This window comes from Candidatus Tisiphia endosymbiont of Ditula angustiorana (genome assembly GCF_964026425.1).
Taxonomy (GTDB): Bacteria; Pseudomonadota; Alphaproteobacteria; order Rickettsiales; family Rickettsiaceae; genus Tisiphia.
Window position 1 is genome coordinate 1,949,986 of sequence record NZ_OZ032143.1, and the last position, 21,035, is coordinate 1,971,020.

Here is a 21,035-nt window from a genome sequence, read left to right on the forward strand (position 1 = left end):
ATACATAAGACAATTCCTTATAGATTTATCAGTTACTTAAAGCTCTATAAATTAGATCTAGCAATTGTTATGTTGGCCTTATTATGTGTGTCAATTTCATTGCTAGCAATAGGTGGTAGTTTTAGACAGTTAATTGATAATGGTCTAAAAGCACATTATCTGCAGTCAATTGATCAATCGATATTATATATTACTATTTTAATAATAATTTTTAGTGTAGGTAGTTTTTTCCGTTCTTATTTCATTAATAATATTGCTGAAAAAATCGTGAGTACAATTAGGCAAGAAGCTTACAGTAATATAATTAATTTTGATATTGCTTGTTTTGAAGAGCTAAAAATTGGTGATATCATCTCCCGCCTGACTATAGATATAGAACTTATCTCCAAGTTGATTATCAATTTTCTCTCTTTCTTTGTTCGTAACTTAATAATGCTAATTGGTGGAATTATATTGATGTTCTTTCAGAGTCCTAAGCTCGCTGTGATTGTCATTACCATTATACCATTATTATTGTTACCACTAATGAAATTTGGCAAATATGTAAGAAATTTATCAAAAAATGCTCTCAAGTCGCAAGCCAATATTGCAGCTAATTTAGAAGAAACTGTATCAAATATTTGCACGATACAAGCTTTTAATCAGCAGGCAAATAAAATAGCTGATTTCAATAAGCAAATTTCTGATTATTTAAAGCATACGGCAGATCGCTTAAAAATCCGTTCTATATTTTTCGCGATAGCTATTTCAGTTATATTATTCTCTATCACTATAGTTATATGGGTAGGTAGCAGAGATATAGTACATGGTCATTTATCATCAGGTCAGATGATATCATTTATTTATTACGCTATAATCGCCGGTATGAGCAGCGGGGGTATTTTTGAGCTTTTAAGTGAGGTACACTCATCTCTTGTAGCCTCAGAAAGGGTTTTTGCTCTTATAGACTATTCTTCCAAAAATCAACACACCAATATCCAAATATGTGATTATCAAAATAATAAGACTTCTAGGATTATAGAGTTTGAAAATGTAAGCTTTATATATCCATCAAGATTAGACAGTTTAGTTATAGATGATCTGTCATTTAAAATAGATAGAGGTAAATTTATTGGTATAGTTGGCAGATCAGGTGCTGGTAAAAGTACCATGATGCAGTTAATGTTAAAATTTTATTTTCCTAAAAAAGGGATCATTAGAATTGCCAAGCAAGATATATCAAAGACTAATGACCAGCAGATAAGGCGTATGATTGCCTATGTCCCACAGGATTCAAGTATTTTCTCTGGTACGATTAGATCAAATATCGTTTTTGCTAAACCAGATGCTAGTGAAGAAGAAATAATAAAAGCAGCTAATAATACCGGAATAATGGATTTTATTCAAAATCTTCAAGAAGGACTAGATACTGAAATTGGTGAGAAGGGCATTAAATTATCTGGAGGACAGAAACAACGAATAGCTATCAGTAGGGCAATTCTATATAACCCAGAGATTTTACTTCTAGATGAAGCAATGAGTGCTTTAGATAGCGAGAGTGAACAAAAATTACTAGATAGATTACAAAAAATAATGAAAGACAAAACTATATTATCTATCGCTCATCGTATTTCAAGTATAGAGCAGGCTGACGAAATTTTGGTAATTGATCATGGACGGTTAATTGCAAGGGATACTCATGCTAAACTGCTTGAGAAATGTGAAATTTATAAAATAATTTGCAAAGAACAGTCAATAAACTTGTAAAAATATGAATAGAGAGTTCGTTAAAACCTTAGTTTTGGATTAAAATTAAAAATTTTAATCCAAAACTGGCTAGAATATTCAGAAAAATGCATTCTTAAAGCGGTTTTGCGAATGCATTTTAATCTATTAGCAAATGAAATATTTAACAATCAGGCGTCAACCCGCTTTAAGCCTGATTGTTTACATTCTCATTCCAATTTCGGATTAATGAAATTAATCCGAAATTGAGGTTTAAAATAAATATATTAACCAAAATGACACAGAGTTATTACATTAATAATTTATTTTTATAATAAAGGTAATTCTACCTATTATTTGACTTGAATATTACAAAGTTTAAGCTAGAATCACCAATACAAAAAATGAGGTTTATTATGAAAAATTTATTAACTATTATTCTAACTTTAGCTTTCTCTATTTCTGCTTTTGCTGTAGCTGCTCCTGAGAAAAAAGATCTGCAGCAAGACGAAGTAAACATGGATGAAAACAACATGAACAAGAAAGACACGAAGAAAGAAGAAAAAGAAGAAGTGAAAAAATAAATCCCTTCTTTCTAAGGCTGGTGTGGAGTTTTTCTATGCCAGCTTTTTTGTAATATGATTATTAATCGTATTCAGTCCTTTCAAGGCTTTTCTTTGACAATTCAATTCATGCAGAATATTCCTATCTAAGCTCAATTCGATGTAAGAATTATTAATTTTTATCTAGAAATAATTCGCTGGATAGTCAACGATAAGTCATAAAAGTTTTTGATCAGGCAATCAATTTTATTTATTTGATTATCGGATAGTTTTGAGATAATAGGCTGCGATTCTATCGGTATATTCTTGGTTGTCATATGGGCTTTCAAATATTCAATATCTTGTTTTGTATAATATCGTCTGTTACGTATCTTATGTATAGTTAGGTTTGGTAGTAGCCGCTCTAGATATCTTAGCTGGTGAGAGTGAATATTTAGAAGTTTTGTTACTTCACTAATGGAGTAATATTTCTTAATCTGCATTTTTAGACCTCTTGCATAATTCTACTTCTGCTGGTAATTTGTGTGTCGGTGCATAGTACCCTACATTTTTCTATAATCGTCATTGCGAGGAGTCGCTGAAAGCGGCGACGCGGCAATCTAGGATACGCGAAGCGTACTAGAAAAAACAGCTTCGTTGTTTACCTAGATCGCCACGGCATCTAAAGATGCCTCGCGATGACGATTATAGAAAAATGTAGGGTACTATGGTGTCGGTGCGGCACTAGAATCCGTAACGAAACTAGAGTACGCTGCGGATCGAGGTTTCGGCTCTCCTACAAATTACCTAGTACTACAGCTGTAGTACTAACGTCAAAACGATGTCATCCCTGCGAAGGCAGGGATATAGAATATCTAAAGCACCCTTCCTGTTTATTTCGTTAGATTCCGCTACTTTCGCAGAATGACATAAACCATTCGCAGAGACCCCTAGGCTATTAAACCGATGTCTTATACCATTTCCCATTATTAACTACGCTAATACTACAGTTGTAGTTACTACCTAGAGCTGTCATTCTTAGCAACGGCGGGAATCTAAAAAAATAGCCTAAAAGACTATTAAACATTATTAGATCCCAGCTTTCGCTGGGATGACATCGTTTTGACATTAATACTACACTGTAGCACTAAATAGCGTAGTTAATAATGGGAAATGGTATTACATCGATACTTGAGGTTAACTAATAATTTTAACTTTTTAGTTGGTATAAAACGCATTACCTCTTTTGCTGGAATTATCACTGTCTCTTTTGTATGAAAATTTATGCCAGGCCTAGGTTTTTTTGTGCTAGTACAAAAGCTTCCAAAACCTGCTAACGTCAATCTTTGGTTGCTTGCCATTTGCTGAATATTCTTAAATATTTGATCGACTATTTCCTCGCATATAATACTTGATAGCCCCAGCTTAGATTTTAATATGTGAGCAATTTTTTCTCTAGTAATAGTCTTAGTTGTTACCATCTGATTAAAACCGATCCCCAAGTTATTCCAGCACCGATAGCTGTAAAAAGGAGTATATCACCTTTTTTGATATTAGCATAAGATTTAAGAGAAGCGAGGGCTAAAGGGATTGAAGCAGCAGAACAATTGGCATGTTCTGCAACCGTTTTTACTACTTTACTTGGATTAAATTTTAGTCGCTCTATAACTGCATCTATAATCCTTATATTTGCCTGATGTGGAATAAAATAGTTAACATCATCTACGGTAAAATTATTATTATGTAGTATGTCTTCAGCTGATTTGCTCATTTTTTCTACGGCATGCCTAAAAACTTCCCGCCCTTTCATTTTTATTTTACCGCTTTTGCCATCTGTACTTACACCACCATCAGTGTAAAGAATATCAAAATAACGACCATCCGAGTAAATATTACTATCTATTATACCAGAACTATCCTCACTATGTTGCAGAATTACAGTACCAGCACCATCACCGAATAAAACACAAGTAGTTCTATCGCTCCAATCTAGTAAAGACGACATTTTTTCAGCACCAACCAGTAATATTGTTCTATATTTTCTAGATTTAATCAAAGAGTCAGCAACATGTAAACCATATACAAAACCCGAACATACCGCTTGGAGATCAAATGAAGGTACATTATTAAGCCCAAGATAACCTTGTAACTTAGAAGCTATAGAAGGAAAACTATTATCTGGAGTAGTGCTGCAGGTAATTATCAAATCTATAGATGATGCCTTTAACCCAGCATCATCTAGGGCATTCTGACTGGCTTTAAGAGCTAAATGTGACGTATATTCATCGTTCCTAGCAATGTGCCTTTGTAATATACCCGTCCTTGAGCAAATCCATTCATCGTTGGTATCAACCGATAACGATAATTCTGCATTGCTAACAATACGTTCCGGCAAATATGCACCACACCCAAGAATTTTACAAGCCATTTTGGTTTATGCTACTTCTTCATCTTCTTCTTTCTTCACAATAACTTGACGACCATTATATGTGCCATCAGCTAGAGATATATGATGAGGAAGTTTATATTCTCCTGTTTGAGAATCTACTACTACATTAATCTTACCAAGTGCAAGATGAGAGCGTCTCATATTACGTCTTGATTTTGATGTTTTCTTCTTTGGAACTGCCATATAGCCTCTTAAAAATTATACATAACCCCAATTCGGGATAAGAATTAGTTAATTCTTATCCCGAATTGGCTTTAAATAAGGAAAAATGCATTCTTAAAGCGGCTAACGCGAATGCATTTTAAACCTTTCTAAAGCTAAAAACATGATTTTAAAAGATTAAAATCATGTTTTTAGCAAAATATTAATTTAACAATCAGATGCAGAGCCGTCTCAAATCTGATTGTTTCTATAACTTCACCGAATTTGGTATAAGAATTGACAAATTCTTATACCAAATTCGCGTACATAGGGTTATTTTATAATCCTGTGCAAAAAGTATTTGTCAAATCGATGAAGCAGTATATTATACTTCCATTGCAAAATCTAGGTATTTCAAACATAAATTTTATGAAATTTTTTATAATTCGGACTTTTCTTGTTTCATCAATATTCTTTACATTATGTAGTTGTCAAACTATAGAATCAAGAGGGCAGTATGTGGATGATAATTTATTACCTACGCTTGAGGAGAGGAGGCTTAGTAAATCCGAGGTAAAAGATTTAATTGGCACACCAACAATTATACCTGACTATACACCGAATACTTGGTATTATGTTCAACGTTCTTTAGCTAGGAGAGCATGGTTTAAACCAAAAGTGATTGAACAAAGAATAGTAAGAATTACTTTTAATAAAAATGATATTCTTGAAGAAGTTTTAGTACTTAATGACTCACATAAAGATGATATAATGTTAATTAAAGAATATACGAAAACTTATGGTACAGAATTAAATGGGCTACAAAAGTTTGTAAAAAATATTGGCAGGTTCAATAAAACTACCGACGGAAAAAATAAGAAGAAACGATAAAATCATACTTGCAATATTTCGTAGATATTGTATAAACTAGAACGCTCTGATTCTGAGAATATAGATAGGCTATAGCTAACCCGAGAATGTTTTAGCCATAGTAATGGTGATAGCCTTGTCATTCTTAGCAACGGCGGGAATCTAAAGAAATAGCCTAGAAGACTATTTAGATATTATAGATCCCGCTACCTTCGCAGGGATGACATACTTTTAACTAAGATATCAACGTGCAACTAAAATCTTCTCGGGTTAGCTATACCAAAGAGTTTAAGGCCCCTTCGTCTAGTGGTTAGGACGTTACCCTTTCACGGTGAAAACACGGGTTCGAGTCCCGTAGGGGTCACCAGTATCTATAGGTAAAAATGATGTCATACTTGCGTAGGCTTTGCCAACGTAAGTAATGGTACTTACAAGGTCAAAAACGATGTCATTCCTAGCTAAAAGCGGGAATCCAAAAAATAACCTGCAAAGGCTATTAGATATTATAGATTCCGCTACCTGTGCGGGAATGACCTACTTATGATCCACGTTGGCAAAGCTATATGCGATCGTAAGAAACAACAATATAATATATCGCTTGCAAAAACTTGAAAATTGATAAATCAGTTTTTATTTTTTATGTAAAGTTTATGATTATTACATCTTAAGGATTATATGTCACAAAAGCTTGGTTTTTGGTCAGTTTTTGCTCTAGTTATTAGCAGCCAAATCGGTACTGGTATTTTAATATTACCTGCCAGTTTAGCTTCATTTGGCATTTTTAGTTTAATTGGATGGGTTATATCTAGTTGTGGGGCTATGATTTTAGCATTGTTATTTTCTATGCTTTGTACACGATTTCCTCAAACTGGTGGTCTTCATATTTATGTAAAACAAGCATTTGGCAATAGTGCAGCATTTTTTACTGGTTGGACTTATTGGGTTATTTCATGGGTAAGTTCAGTAGTAGTTGTTGTTGAGGCTATTGGTTATTTTATGCGTTTAATTGGTATATATAACAGTTTTATATGTTTATTTTTACAAATATTATTGTTACTTATTATTATGTTAATAAACCTTAGAGGTATAAGAGCGGCTGGCTATTCTGAGTTAATACTAACCTTACTAAAAGTTATTCCATTAATAATAATACCAGTTATGGCGTTATTACAATTTGATAGCAATAATTTTGTTATGGATCAAAAAATAGCTAATTTAACTTCTCATCAAATTTTGGGTGAAGTAACATTATTAACATTTTGGGGATTTTTTGGAGTAGAATCAGCAACAGTTCAGTCTAGTGTAGTAGATAATCCATCAAAAACCATACCAAAAGCAATAATAACCGGTACATTTTGTGCTGCTATTATCTATATTATTAATAGTATTGGAATAATGGGCTTAGTTCCTACAAAAAACTTAATGCATTCAATTGCTCCTTACGCAGATGCTGCTCAAATAATTTGGGGAGGACAGTGGCATTTAATTATTTCTCTGATTGCTTTCATTATTTGTATTGGCACGCTGAATGCATGGATATTAATTAGTGGACAAATTGCTTTAAGATTAGCACAAGACGGTTTTATGCCATCGTTTTTTTCTAAAATAAATAAAAATGGTGCTCCAGTTGGGAGTTTAATTATATGTTGTTTAGGGATATTATTGTTATTGATCATGACTATAAGTGAGGACTTGTTAAAACAAATTAGAAAAGTAATCGATTTTTCAGTTGTTTCAATTTTATTTGTATATCTAACTTGTAGTATAGCATTTTTGAAGCTACTATTAACTAAATTAGATGAATCTGTACTGTATGAATGGCTAATTGCTATTGGATCAATAATATTTTGCCTATGGATTATTTATAAAACACCATTAACAGATATAATAATTAGTACTTCTTTTATATTAAGCGGAGTACCGGTTTATTTTCTTTGGTATACAAGGCAATAAATGCTTAAATTTTGTATATTGTTGTTAACTATACTATTATTACAAGGATGTAGCTCTTCATCTACCAACAAGACGCTTTTAACTGTTACCGCTCAGCAATTACAAAAAGATCATAAACTAAATCACGGCACTTTAATTATACAATATAATTTAGCAGCACTAAGTAAAAATAACTGCATCTATGCAAAAGATTTTGGTCTTGTTATTAATGATAGCCAATATAATAAGGCTTTTTTACAAAAGTTTAAAGCCAGCTGTGCTGAGAATATTAATAACCAAGCAATGATCAGGTCAACCAAGATTAAGGACTTACTACTAAAATTAAATTGTAAGTATAAGTTCTTATCTCAAGAAGAATTGCGACTTGTTCAAAAAGCTAGTAATAAAAATAGTTCCCATAATATTAATGAGCTAGCACAATTAGATAAGCTAACTACTGCTATTCCTATAATGTTACCACAATATAACGTAAAGATTACCAGTCATTACGGCGTACGCAAACACCCTAGGAAAAAACAAAAGAAATTTCATTGTGGGACAGATTTAAAAGCCTATAGTAGTGCTCCTATTTATGCCTCTGCTGATGGAATAATTACTACCATAAGGCGAGAACGTGCTTATGGAAATTTGATAGAAATAAAACATTCAAATAAATTTATCACCAAATATGCTCACTTGAAAAAAATACATGTAAAAGCAGGAGATATGGTTACAAAAGGTCAAATGATTGGGCTGCAAGGGAATAGTGGCAATAGTACCGGGGAACATTTACATTTTGAAATTTGGCTCAATAATAAACATGTCAATCCTTTTGATTTTGTGTCACACGCTTGCAACTGTTGAAAATTTTGCTATAATAGACCTCTTGTAGAATTCGCTCTAGCTCAGGAATTTGTAGGAGAGCCGGAATCTCGATCCGCAGCGTACTCTAGTTCCGTTACGGATTTGAGTCTAGTCCCCGACGCCCAAATTATCAGCAGAAGTAGAATTATGCAAGAGGTCTAATGATTAATCTTCAAAAGCAGTAAAAAAGAAGCCGTAGCTCAGCAGGATAGAGCGAGCGATTCCTAATCGCTAGGTCGGAGGTTCGAATCCCCCCGGTTTCGCCATTCTCCGATTTCAGTGCATTTTACGAATGCGTCAAACGGTGGACGTAGCATAAAGTCTAGCTTTCCGTCTTTTAATTTTAGGTTCGTAAATACTAAATTTATCAATTTACGTTTTCCCTCCGTAGTCGAACCTTTAAAGGTTTCTAACGCTCCGGAAGCCAGTTCTACTAGGTTAACCAAGCATTCTGAAAATTTATCATCAGCATAATTATGGTTTTCTATTTCTCTTATGATATCTTCACGTTTTTGTATTAATTTCTGACGTTTTTCTTCATGATCTTCCTTGCTAATATCACCGTCTAAAAATAAATCAGTCAATTTATCCGCACGTGTCACGTCAATTCGGGATAAGGGATAAGAAAGAATAGTGTAGATATAAGAGTTGCAAGGAGTTAATGCCTGTGATAAATGTTTTTTTGGAAAAAGAAATAAACACAGGCATGAAAAAAGATATCACAGAATTATATAGTTTTATAGACGATTTTTGTAAAATTTACTATGAATACGAAAAAAAGAAATTATTACCAACAGCAAAACAAAGGAATCGCCGTTGTGATATGAGTTTAAGCGAGATTATGACAATCATGGTAATGTATCATACTTCTTATGCTAAAAACTTTAAATATTTTTATAAGACTTGTATAGAATATATCCACAAAGGTGATTTCCCAAAAGCATTGAGCTATAACCGTTTTGTCGAGTTAATGCCTAGATTGTTTGTCCCACTTAATATTCTTATGCCTTTGTTATTTGGCGAGGAAACAGGTAGTTATTTTATTGATGCAACGACGATCAAGGCTTGCCATAATAAAAGGCGATATAGTAATAAAATATTTAAGGGGCTAGCAAAACATAGCAAATCATCGATGGGTTATTTTTATGGGTTCAAGTTACACTTAATTATTAATGAAAAAGGACAATTTATAGCATTAAAAATGGCTAAAGGAAACGTTGATGATAGGATTCCAGTACCTGAGTTAACAGATGGTTTAACTGGAGTTATGTATGCAGATAAAGGATATATTAAGCAAAACTTATTCGTCAGTTTATATGAAAGAGGATTAAAAATGGTGCATGGGATTAAGAAAAATATGCCAAATAAATTAATGGATTTAAAGGAGAAGATTATGCTAAGAAAACGTAATTTAATTGAAACAGTTTTTGATTATTTAAAGAACAAAATGAACCTTGAGCATACTAGACACAGATCACCTATAAATGCTTTTGTTCATATACTTTCTACACTAGTTGCCTATTCTCTTAAGAAAAATAAACCTTCTGTAAATTGCAATCTCGACTTCCCTCTAAATTATAACCTTATCCCGAATTGACGTATATTGAATGATGAAAAAAGTTAAAATGCACTCGCGTCAGCCGCTTCAAGAGTGCATTTTTCCTTATAACAAAGCCAATTCGATATAAGAATTAATAATTCTTATATCGAACTGAGGTTACATTACAATTTACAGTACTTAAGTCAGGAGATGATTATGTGGAAAGTAAAGTGTGTAGCACAGAGCTGCTATCATTAATTAGCATAAATAGTGATCTATACAATTATAGGTAAAAATAAAGAATATGTAAGAGATTCCAACCCGGAATATGCAAAAGAATAATAATATTGATGGTAAATAAGACGAACCTTATCTTACAAAAAAACTGAACAACCTTGGGGTTCTGTTGAAGCCGACGAATTGATAAGTATATAGTTTGTAAGCCAGCGAATTCCATCAGGGCTATAGAGTGAATTTTATCTGTATTATTAAAAAAATAGAACCTTTTGCACTCATTATTAAATAATTTCCTACTTCAATGAGTTGTTTTCACAACTCTTGAAGTAGGAGAAGTATATATTTTACACAAGATGATCTTGTATTAAATTATAAAACCACTTGACATGGTTTTTCTTATAGTTTAGGTTGCTTGGAAATGAGTATGGGTATTAAATGGATGCAGTAAATTCTTCTTTCAATATGTGGAATAGGGCTAGAAATAGTAAATTTAGACACGTTGTTTGGCCTATTAGATCTAACGAGTTAGTAAAGTTTATACCTATGGCTTTACTAATGTTTTGTATTCTCCTTAACCAGAATTTAGTACGTAGTATTAAAGATAGTTTGGTAGTGACATTAATTAGTACGGAAGTTTTAAGCTTTATAAAACTTTGGGGTGAGATGCCTATGGGTGTCTTATTTGTCATTCTTTACTCCAAACTTTGTAATATTATGACAACTGAGCAAGTGTTTAGGATAGTAGTATCTTTTTTCTTGGGATTTTTCATATTATTTGCTTTTGTGCTGTTTCCATACCGGGAATATTTTCATCCAGATCCTGAAGTAATAGCCTATTATGTTACCGTACTTCCACATTTAAAATGGTTTATCATCATTTGGGGAAAATGGAGTATTGTGTTATTTTATATAATGGGGGAGTTGTGGCCAGTAATTGTATTTACACTGTTATACTGGCAACTTGCTAATAAGATTACCAGTATTGAAGAAGCTCCAAGATTTTATACGTTTTTTTCCTTATTTGGTCAAACTAACTTACTAATATCTGGCAGTATAATTATATATTTTGCCAAAGGGGAACATTTTTTGTTACCTCTATTTTCCCATCTTAGTGACAAAACAGAAATTCTCCTTAAATCGTTTATGCTAATCATTATAATTTCCGGTCTAATTTGTTTAATCTTGCATAGATTTGTTGAATCGAAAATTATAGAAACTACTAAAAATATTAGATTCAAAAATAAAAGAACCGATATACTAAAACTAGGGTTAGTTGACAGCAGCAAAATAATTTTTACATCTAAATATTTAGGAATTATTTGTGTATTAATGATTTCATATTCCATGACAATCAACCTAATTGAAGGATTATGGATGTCCAAAACCAAGCAATTATATCCCTCTATCCAAGCCTTTATATCTTATCAAGGTGAGGTGTTTTTTTGGACGGGAGTACTTACTTTAATTTGTTCTTTTCTAGGTAGTAGTTTAGTCAGGATTTGTGGTTGGTTTTGGGGAGCAGTGATCACCCCTATCGTAACACTGTTATCAGGTATGATGTTTTTTACCTTTGTTGTACTAGAAAAACCTTTATTGGCAATTATGACTGGTCTTAGTTATCTTTCTCCATTAATGATCATTGTTTTTGTAGGTGGTTTGTGGCATGTTTTAGGGAAAAGCGTAAAATATTCATTGTTTGATTCTACTAAAGAAATGGTATATATACCTCTTGATAATGAAATGAAAACTAAGGGAAAGGCAGCAGTAGATGTACTTGGATACAAAATAGGAAAATCTTCTGGAGCAATTATTCAATTTGTCTCTTTCAGTATTTTCCCAAATACTGTACATAACGATCTAGCTGGTTTTCTGATGGCTGTTTTTCTTGTTGTTTGTGTAGTTTGGATTTTGGGTGTAAAAGTCTTAAATCGATATTACAAAAACTTACTAAGGTCTAAAAATTATAATCCTTAAGATTGATTATTTGTGCTGACTGAATATCTATATTGGAGTGAGAAGTAGCCACAATAACTCCACCATTATTTGCTTTCGAAATAATCAAGTTATATAGTAATTCTTTGTTTTCTTGATCTAGGTTTGCTTCTACTTCATCTAATAGCCATAAATTTGACTGGCAAGCAATGAGTTTTGCTAAGGCAACTTTCTTTTGGTTACCAGCAGACAGCTTGTAACATTTCTCATACAAAATATTATGTAACTTGAAATAGTATATCGAAGATTCTAAAGTTTCAAGGGAATCATAAATTGTAGACCAAAATTTTAGATGCTCTAATACAGTTATTTGGGATTTTAATCCAAGATTATGTCCAATATAATTACAATAAGGTTTCTTTAAATATTTACAGTTCAATGATCTATACAAAACATTACCACTTGTTGGATTTTGTATATTAGCTACAATTCTAAGTAGTGAAGTCTTCCCGCAACCATTTGCTCCCTGTAAATAAACTATAGAGGATGGTAAAAAAGTCACACTAATATTAGAGAAGATAGTTTTTTCGTCTATAATAAGAGTTAGTTGTTCAAATGACAGCATTTATACGATTCTAAGAAAGTTTTTATATAATTTACTTCAAATATTTATTTTTTCAAGTTAAGTTAAATGAAAGGCTTAGTGGTAGGTATTTTTAAGTGTATACTTAAAGTGAAACCCTAATGATTAAAAAAATTTGGAGGAACGGGAATGAATCCTGATTATCTTAAAGAAATATTTATAGGAGATAATCTTTATAAAATTTTTGATATAAATAAAGCGGCAAGTGATATTAATCTTGAGTTAAAGCGTCTACCTTATAGCTTAAGGATATTATTTGAAAATGTCCTTCGTCTAACTGGTAATAAAGAAAACTTATTACTATTTAAAGAATGGCTTAAGGCTAGAAAATCCGACGCTGAAATACCGTTTATGCCGGCTAGGGTGCTAATGCAGGATTTTACCGGAGTTCCTGCTATTGTTGATTTGGCTGCTATGCGTGATGCTATAAAAAAACTAGGGGGTAATCCATTAAAGATTAATCCTCTGATCCCGGTTGACCTTGTCATAGATCATTCTGTACAAGTTGATTATTATGGAACAAGTGATGCTTTTGCTAAGAATGTCAAAATGGAAGTAGCACGGAATCTAGAGCGTTATGAATTTTTGAAATGGGGGCAAGAAGCATTTGATAATTTTAGAGTAGTACCTCCAGGAACAGGAATCTGTCATCAAGTTAATTTGGAATATTTAGCTAATGTTGTGTGGACTAAGCAAGAAGAAGGTGTAACTTTTGCTTATCCGGATACATTAGTTGGCACAGATAGTCATACTACGATGATTAATGGTTTAGCAGTTCTTGGTTGGGGAGTTGGAGGAATTGAGGCTGAGGCGGCAATGCTCGGTCAACCTTTATCAATGATTTTACCAGAGGTAATTGGCTTTAAGTTAAGTGGTTCTTTAAATGGTATGATTACTGCTACAGATTTGGTGCTAACAGTTACCCAAATGCTAAGAAAGAGAAATGTAGTCGGCAAGTTTGTTGAATTTTATGGAGATGGACTTTCCTGCCTTACATTGGCAGATAGGGCGACTATATCAAATATGGCTCCTGAGTATGGTGCTACTTGTGGGTTCTTCCCAATTGATAATGAGACTATAAAATACCTTAATTTTACAGCTAGAGATCAAAATAGAATAAAGCTAGTAGAGCAATATGCCAAGCTACAGTCATTATGGTTTGATCCAATAATTACTCCAGAATATACTGATATATTAGAGTTGGATTTATCTACTTTAGAACCTTCCTTAGCTGGTCCAAGACGTCCGCAAGATAGGGTTAACCTAAAAAATGCTGCTAGTAATTTTAAAACTGAACTACCTTCTCTAACTAGAGGTGATGTTGATATTGATAAAAAGTACCCTGTTGATGAACAATATAGTATAGGTCATGGTGATGTCGTAATAGCTGCAATCACAAGCTGTACAAATACTTCGAATCCTACTGTGATGATTGGGGCAGGCTTGCTTGCCAAGAAAGCAGTAGAACTTGGACTTATTAAAAAACCATGGGTTAAAACTTCGTTAGCCCCTGGTTCAAAAGTAGTAACAGAATATCTGAAAAAAAGTGGACTTGACCAGTACCTAAATAATTTAGGTTTTAATCTTGTCGGCTATGGTTGTACTACTTGTATAGGCAATTCTGGTCCGTTTATGCAGGAAATAGAAGAGACTATTGCCGGGAACAATCTTGTTGTTGCTTCGGTGTTATCTGGTAACAGGAATTTTGAAGGAAGGGTACACCCTTTGACAATAGCTAGTTATTTGGCTTCTCCTCCCTTAGTCGTTGCTTATGCCATAGCAGGTACTATGAACATTGATCTTGAAACTGACGTGATAGGTAAAGGTCATAATGGTAAGGATATATATCTTAAGGATATTTGGCCAACCCACCAAGAGATAAAAGAGTTAATAGATCAATCTATTAACTCTAAAATGTTCAAAGACAAATATAGTGAAGTATTTTTAGGTGATAAAGAGTGGCAAGATATTAAGGTAACTAAAACCGATACTTATAATTGGAGTAAAGATAGTACTTATATCAACAATCCTCCTTATTTTGAAGGTATTGAACATATATCTAGTAATTTGCACGATATAGAATCTGCTAGAATATTAGCTATTTTTGGCGATTCTATTACGACTGATCATATATCTCCAGCCGGCAATATTAGTAAAACAAGTCCTGCCGCTAAGTATTTAACTGAGCAGGGCATTCTACCTCTCGATTTTAACTCTTATGGATCACGGCGTGGCAATCATGAAGTAATGATGCGAGGCACTTTTGCCAATAATAGGATTAAAAATGCCATGTGTCCCGGAATTGAAGGAGGGGTAACTATAAACCAACTAGGTAATCAAGAGAGTATCTATGATGCTGCAATGGATTATAAAGCTCATTCTGTGCCTTTAGTAATTTTTGCAGGTAAAGAATATGGCTCTGGTTCATCAAGAGACTGGGCAGCAAAAGGTACTAGTTTACTCGGAGTAAAAGCAGTAATTGCTGAAAGTTTTGAAAGAATTCATAGGTTAAACCTAGTTGGGATGGGTGTTTTACCACTTGCTCTTGCTTCTTCTACTGTAAATGACTTAAAACTTGATGGTTCTGAGTATGTCACCATTACCGGCTTGAGTAATGAAATAACGCCTTATGAGCAACTTAATTGTATCATAAAGAGAAAAAGTGGTATAGTTGAGACTATCAAAGTAATATTACAAGTTTTTACAGATAATGAGATAGACTATATAAAACATGGTAGTATAATGCACTTAGTGGTTAAGAATTTTAGTAGACTTACCTAATTGTCATTGCGAGGAGTCACTTTAGTGGCGACGAAGCAATCCATAAAAGTGATTAGAAATGGATTGCCACGACCACTGCGTGGTCTCGCAATGACGCTAGATACACTAATTTTAAAGAGATGAACATGGATAAGGAGATTAAGAAATATATAAATTCAGGAAAAACAAACCTTATAGTAATTTATATATTATTTCTGTGTGGAGTAGTTGCACCGTTATTACCTATTATTGGAGCAGTTTTTGCATATATTAATAAGGATATTAAAGATGGACTTTTAGCTAGCCATTACACTTTTATATTACGTACTTTTTGCATAGGATTTATTGGTATTATAATATCTATGATAACCACTATAATACTAATTGGTCCGGTGCTGTACGCATGCTTGTTTGTTTGGTTTATATTAAGGATCGCTATAGGCCTCAAATATTTGTTGAATGATACAGAGCACCCAAACTATAGGACTTATTGGATAAAATAATGTTTCTTGAAACCGTACTTGGAAAGCAAATTAAATATGCAGATTTGTATGACAATAGTTTACTATACCCAATCAGTCGTGAATTTGCAAGAAGTCAACTACAGATAGTAGGTTGTGTGCCTTTCTATGGGTTTGACATTTGGAATTGTTATGAAGTTTCTTGGCTAAGTCAAAGTGGTAAACCTGAAGTAAAAATATTGGAGTTTGTGGTGGGTAGCGATTCGCTTAATATTATAGAATCAAAATCACTAAAGCTTTATTTAAATTCTTTTAATAACACTAAGTTTGACAGTGGAGACCAAGTAAAAGAATTAATTGCAAAGGACTTAAGTCTAATATTTCAAGCACCTGTAACTGTTTCTATAAAAGATTTAGAATCATATGAGGGAACAAAGCTGCAGTCCTTTTCAGGCATAAATTTGGATAAGTTGGAAGTAACAATTATTAGTTTTGAGACTAGCCAAAATTTACCAAAATTGTCTGAAGACAATACGCAAGTAGTAGATGAGGTGCTATATTCTAATTTGTTAAAATCGAATTGTTTAGTTACTAACCAGCCAGATTGGGCATCAGTACAAATTAGTTATAGAGGCAAGAAAATTGACCATAGTTCTTTATTAAAATATTTTGTATCATTTCGTAATCATAATGAGTTTCATGAACAATGTGTTGAGCGTATTTTTTGTGATATTAATAAGTTTTGTACTCCCGATCAATTAACTGTTTATGCAAGATATACAAGACGTGGTGGCATAGATATTAATCCTATACGGTCTAGTTGTAGTTTAGATGTTACGAAACTTAGTAATATAAGGCATATTCGTCAATAATGCTAAAGTAGTTAGTACTACAGTTGTAGTTACTCACAACGATGTCACCCCTGCGAAAGTAGCGTGGTCTAAAAAAATAGCCAAGAAGACTATTCAACTTTTTTAGACCCCTGCTTTCGCAGGGGTGACATCGTTGTGTTTATGTTCTCCTTGCGTAGGGTTTATGTCATTCCTGCTTCGGTGCGGAATCTAGAAAAATGACCAAGATTAGGTTGTGTTAAGTTATTTTAGCCCCCTGCCTACGCAGGGGTGACATCGTTGTGTTTATGTTCTCCTTGCGTAGGGTTTATGTCATTCCTGCTTCGGTGCGGAATCTAGAAAAATGACCAAGATTAGGTTGTGTTAAGTTATTTTAGCCCCCTGTCTACGCAGGGGTGCTTACTATTACCCACAAAATAACAATGGTGAAAAAGAAGTAAAAATAATATACTGATTTGCAATTAAAATATTACATTGTAGAGGTATAGTATGAGTCAAGAAATAATAAATAATTATTTGACCGAGGAATTTAGTGGAGCTATTTTGGGTGATAAAAGGCTGACAAATAGGTTAATAAAGATAGCTGATAATTTTGCAAATATACCTGAAAGCTCAATTAATCAAGCATGTGGAAATTGGGCAGAAACAAAAGCAGCATATCGTTTTTTTAAAAACGATAATGTTAAGGAATCAAAAATATTAGAAGCCCATATTGCTAAAGCAGTAGAAAGAATCAAAGAGCATGATAAAGTTCTTGTTATACAAGATACTAGTTATATCACATATACTAGTCATAAAAAAACTACTGGATTGGGTGTGTTATCAAGAAAAGAGGGAAAGAATGTTAAAAATATTGAATGTAAAGGTCTGATAATGCATACTGCCTTTGCGGTTGCTACCAATGGATTAGCACTTGGGTTGTTGGATCAAAAGATTCACAATAGACCAGCAGTGCCTGAAGAAATACAACAGTTAAAAAAAACTAGTCATGGTAATGCGGTACATATTAAAGATAAAGAAAGTATGAAGTGGCTTAATGCATTACAGAACACTATTAATGCAACGAATAATAGTAATACCCAAATTATAACTGTTTGTGATAGAGAAGCTGATATATATGATTTTTTTGAATTGGCACAAGCTCAGAAATCTAAAGTTTTAGTTAGAGCTGCACAGGATAGAGAAATAAATAAAAAGTCAAAATATTCCAAAAAAGATAGACAATATTTGTGGAAGGTAGTATCGGGTTTCCAGTGTGCTGGAGAAATAGCAGTTAAAGATACTAGTCAAGAAAATAAAGCTAATAGGATTAGACATTTGGAAGTTAGATTTGGAAAATTTATAATGAATCCTCCTGTAAACAATGTAAGACATAAAACAGAAACATTGCCAAATTTACCAGTATATGCCATCAATGTTATTGAGCGTCGTCCCCCTAGTGGAACAACACCATTAGAATGGATGTTACTAACCAATATAGTTATCAATAATTTTGAAGAAGCTATAGAGAAAGTAAGATGGTATTGTTTAAGATGGAGAATTGAAATTTTTCATAAAATTTTAAAATCTGGATTTAGGGTTGAACAATGTAGACTTGCAACAGGAGAAAGATTAATAAAATACTTGACAATCATGAGCATAATTGCTTGGAGAATTTTTTTTATTACTTTAATTGGCAGAACTAATCCTAATCTACCATGTAGTGTAATATTAGCTGAAGAAGAATGGCGAGTTTTGTATGTAAAGATACACAAAGCAGCTCCCCCTAATAATACAATTCCTACAATAAAAAATGCTATAATATGGGTTGCTAAATTGGGTGGGTATTTAGCAAGAAAAAATGATCTAGAGCCTGGTCCTATTGTATTGTGGAGAGGATGGCAACGGTTATTTGATCTAGTTCAAGGTTATCAATTAGCTAACTCTAATATTTGTGGGTAATAGTAAGGTTCGCTCGCCACTCGTACGCCTAGCCAACTCTTGAAATTCATCAGGTATACCGCTAGAATCTTGGATAATGACGACGTAATTCTTGATTTTCTATTCTAGAGTATATATACTCAAATGATACTAGAGGGTGTTGGCAAAGTAGTAATAAAGTAAAATTATCGTCATATTTTGAGAATATATTATATAATTTTACTTATTTTGTTGGCAATTTAACTAGAAAATTACTTAAAAATTTGCTTTATATAGCATTTATATGACTTTGCCAACACCCTATATAGCTAACCCAAGAAGGTCTTAGCTATATGTTAATGTTATATCTTAGCTAAAAGTGATGTCATTCCCGCTTTTGCAGGAATGACATCGGCAATAGTTAAGATTATATTTATACCAACTATTAGTTGCGAATCTTAAATTGCCCTGATCAAATCTAAATGAATTAACTATATCATAACTTATTTAAACAGGAATAATGTGTATAAATTTATAGACTTGTTTTGCGGTATCGGTGGATTTAGGATTGCTTTAGAAGGAAAAGGAATGGAGTGTGTTTTTTCTTCAGATATAGATAAAGACGTTCAAGAAACTTATGCAAAAAATTTCGGGGAAAGACCTTATGGCGATTTAAACGAAATCTCAGAAAAAAAAATACCAAAACACGATATTTTATGTGCAGGTTTTCCTTGTCAACCTTTTAGTATTTCTGGTAAGCAATTGGGATTAAAAGGCAGTAACGGAAGATTATTTTATGAAATAATTAGAATCGCCCAATATCATAAACCATATGTTTTATTGCTTGAGAACGTCAAAAACATAATTAATATTGATAATGGATCGGTAATTAAAACAATAGATATAAAATTGGATGAAATTGGTTATAAAGTTTATAGGCATATTCTAAATTCTTCTTTTTTTGGCATACCTCAATCAAGAGAAAGGGTTTATTTTGTTTGTTTACGTAAAGATTACGATAATGATCTAAAATTTAAATATTTACCGCCAAAAGAAACTTTTGCAAGAGTTTATTTAGATGATATTTTAGAAGAAAAAGTTGATGATAGTTTATATATTAAAAGAGATGACATAGTAATAGATGGCAATAAAGAAATTGAAAGAAATTTAAGACCTCTAAGAATTGGTTATGTTAATAAAGGTGGTCAAGGAGAAAGAATCTATAGCCCTTTGGGACATGCAGTAACTCTTTCCGCTTTTGGTGGAGGAGTAGGTGCAAGAACAGGCTTATATTTAATTAATAATAGAATTAGACGATTATCAATTAATGAATGTAAAAGCTTAATGGGATTCCCAAAAAATCACCATGTTATAGAAGGGATAAAAGGTTATCAACAGCTTGGCAATGCTGTTATACCAAAGATGATCAGTAATATTTATGATTCAATTGGAATATCATAATTATGAATAGAAATGCTTATATAGGAAAAAATGTTGAGGTTCTGTTTAAAAATAGCATAGGAGATCATAAAAAAATCATACAAAAAATTCAAGAAAACTTTAAAATACAAGGAAACTTCATAACTGCGATTTGTAGCGGAGTACATAATGAAAAAGTAGATGTAAAAATGGAATTTTCTTGTGGGAGAAATATTGATGCCAATATAAAGGCTTTTAAGACTGGTTTAAATCAACTAACAAGAACCACACCTGAAAAATTCTGCGAAAAATTTAATTTAGATTGCTTAAAGTGGTTGCAAAATCTACTTGTTGAAAAAGCCAAAAGAGGAGCTACAAAGTATGATTTTTTCCCAGAAAGTGAAAAAGAGAAAGCACTATTAATATTTAAACCTATTGTAAAAGATATAGTGGAATGGTCTATGTCTTATAAGAAAGCTCGAGAAATATTAGTACTATACGATAGACAAGAAAGTGTCATGCATATTTATTCAATGAAAAATATTTTAAAACATTTAAAATATGACATATCTTTTACACCTAAAGGTGGTAATTTGCTTATTGGGAATTTGATAACTTTTAAAAGAAAAGGTGGGAATGGTAAATTATGTTCGCATAAAATAAAAACCGACCCAACTCACCCAGGTAATAACATTCAATTGCAATTGAGAATGTATGAATTTATAAAAGAAATGAAAAATTATGAGTTAGGTAATTACGTTATCTAAATTAAATCCCTTAAAGTGAAAATT

Annotated in this window: 17 protein-coding genes and 2 tRNA genes; 14 read left to right on the plus strand and 5 right to left on the minus strand. The window is 32.6% G+C overall.

The window, feature by feature from the left end; all coding sequences use genetic code 11:
- Window positions 1-1,746, plus strand: coding sequence for an ABC transporter ATP-binding protein (locus AAGD29_RS09375; RefSeq protein WP_410521211.1), 1,746 nt, complete (start codon window positions 1-3; stop codon window positions 1,744-1,746).
- A gap of 374 nt (window positions 1,747-2,120) precedes the next feature.
- Window positions 2,121-2,288 carry a hypothetical protein gene (locus AAGD29_RS09380; RefSeq protein WP_341757930.1) on the plus strand — a complete coding sequence of 56 codons (168 nt, stop codon included), beginning with the start codon at window positions 2,121-2,123 and terminating at the stop codon, window positions 2,286-2,288.
- Window positions 2,289-2,446: 158 nt separating this feature from the next.
- On the opposite strand, the gene AAGD29_RS09385 is transcribed toward AAGD29_RS09380, so the two are convergent.
- The 4 genes from AAGD29_RS09385 to rpmF form a co-directional block, all read right to left on the minus strand.
- Window positions 2,447-2,749, minus strand: coding sequence for a MerR family transcriptional regulator (locus tag AAGD29_RS09385; RefSeq protein ID WP_341757931.1), 303 nt, complete (start codon window positions 2,747-2,749; stop codon window positions 2,447-2,449).
- 657 nt (window positions 2,750-3,406) lie between these two features.
- A complete protein-coding gene (locus AAGD29_RS09390) occupies window positions 3,407-3,727 on the minus strand; it encodes an HU family DNA-binding protein (RefSeq protein ID WP_341757932.1) in 321 nt (106 codons plus the stop codon).
- Window positions 3,721-4,674 (minus strand): beta-ketoacyl-ACP synthase III, encoded by a 954-nt coding sequence (locus AAGD29_RS09395; protein WP_341757933.1) that lies wholly within the window; start codon window positions 4,672-4,674, stop codon window positions 3,721-3,723. The genes AAGD29_RS09390 and AAGD29_RS09395 overlap by 7 nt, the downstream gene beginning before the upstream one ends.
- 6 nt (window positions 4,675-4,680) lie before the next feature.
- Window positions 4,681-4,878: a 50S ribosomal protein L32 gene (gene rpmF / locus AAGD29_RS09400; RefSeq protein ID WP_341757934.1), complete on the minus strand. Its 198-nt coding sequence runs from the start codon at window positions 4,876-4,878 to the stop codon at window positions 4,681-4,683.
- A 387-nt stretch (window positions 4,879-5,265) separates the two neighbouring features.
- Between rpmF and AAGD29_RS09405 the strand changes: the two genes are divergently transcribed.
- The 7 genes from AAGD29_RS09405 to AAGD29_RS09435 all read left to right on the plus strand — a co-directional run bounded on the left by AAGD29_RS09405 (window position 5,266) and on the right by AAGD29_RS09435 (window position 12,253).
- Entirely contained in the window at window positions 5,266-5,727 is a 462-nt protein-coding gene (locus AAGD29_RS09405) for an outer membrane protein assembly factor BamE (protein WP_341757935.1), read from the plus strand.
- A 271-nt stretch (window positions 5,728-5,998) separates the two neighbouring features.
- Window positions 5,999-6,073, plus strand: a tRNA-Glu gene (locus AAGD29_RS09410).
- Window positions 6,074-6,381: 308 nt separating this feature from the next.
- Window positions 6,382-7,659, plus strand: a complete 1,278-nt coding sequence (locus tag AAGD29_RS09415; protein ID WP_341757936.1) for an amino acid permease — start codon at window positions 6,382-6,384, stop codon at window positions 7,657-7,659.
- Window positions 7,660-8,502: a M23 family metallopeptidase gene (locus AAGD29_RS09420; protein ID WP_341757937.1), complete on the plus strand. Its 843-nt coding sequence runs from the start codon at window positions 7,660-7,662 to the stop codon at window positions 8,500-8,502.
- A 189-nt stretch (window positions 8,503-8,691) separates the two neighbouring features.
- Window positions 8,692-8,768: transfer RNA gene (locus tag AAGD29_RS09425), tRNA-Arg, on the plus strand.
- A 440-nt stretch (window positions 8,769-9,208) separates the two neighbouring features.
- Entirely contained in the window at window positions 9,209-10,099 is an 891-nt protein-coding gene (locus AAGD29_RS09430; RefSeq protein WP_341757938.1) for an IS982 family transposase, read from the plus strand.
- Window positions 10,100-10,714: 615 nt separating this feature from the next.
- Window positions 10,715-12,253: an NTP/NDP exchange transporter gene (locus AAGD29_RS09435; RefSeq protein ID WP_341757939.1), complete on the plus strand. Its 1,539-nt coding sequence runs from the start codon at window positions 10,715-10,717 to the stop codon at window positions 12,251-12,253.
- On the opposite strand, the gene ccmA is transcribed toward AAGD29_RS09435, so the two are convergent.
- On the minus strand, window positions 12,234-12,836 hold the full coding sequence (ccmA, locus tag AAGD29_RS09440) for a heme ABC exporter ATP-binding protein CcmA (protein ID WP_341757940.1): 603 nt from the start codon (window positions 12,834-12,836) through the stop codon (window positions 12,234-12,236). The two genes, AAGD29_RS09435 and ccmA, sit on opposite strands and share 20 nt — an antisense overlap.
- Before the next feature lie 147 nt (window positions 12,837-12,983).
- Here ccmA and acnA point away from each other — a divergent pair, with 147 nt between their 5' ends.
- The 5 genes from acnA (at window position 12,984) to AAGD29_RS09465 (ending at window position 21,011) form a co-directional block, all read left to right on the plus strand.
- Entirely contained in the window at window positions 12,984-15,635 is a 2,652-nt protein-coding gene (gene acnA / locus AAGD29_RS09445; RefSeq protein ID WP_341757941.1) for an aconitate hydratase AcnA, read from the plus strand.
- A gap of 481 nt (window positions 15,636-16,116) precedes the next feature.
- The gene (gene queF / locus AAGD29_RS09450; protein ID WP_341757942.1) at window positions 16,117-16,947 is read left to right on the plus strand and encodes an NADPH-dependent 7-cyano-7-deazaguanine reductase QueF; all 831 of its coding nucleotides are present in this window, start codon (window positions 16,117-16,119) and stop codon (window positions 16,945-16,947) included.
- A 468-nt stretch (window positions 16,948-17,415) separates the two neighbouring features.
- Window positions 17,416-18,867 (plus strand): IS4 family transposase, encoded by a 1,452-nt coding sequence (locus AAGD29_RS09455; protein ID WP_341757292.1) that lies wholly within the window; start codon window positions 17,416-17,418, stop codon window positions 18,865-18,867.
- Between the two features lie 480 nt (window positions 18,868-19,347).
- Window positions 19,348-20,286: a DNA cytosine methyltransferase gene (locus AAGD29_RS09460; RefSeq protein ID WP_341757943.1), complete on the plus strand. Its 939-nt coding sequence runs from the start codon at window positions 19,348-19,350 to the stop codon at window positions 20,284-20,286.
- Between the two features lie 2 nt (window positions 20,287-20,288).
- Window positions 20,289-21,011, plus strand: a complete 723-nt coding sequence (locus tag AAGD29_RS09465) for a hypothetical protein (protein ID WP_341757944.1) — start codon at window positions 20,289-20,291, stop codon at window positions 21,009-21,011.
- Window positions 21,012-21,035 lie beyond the last annotated feature (24 nt).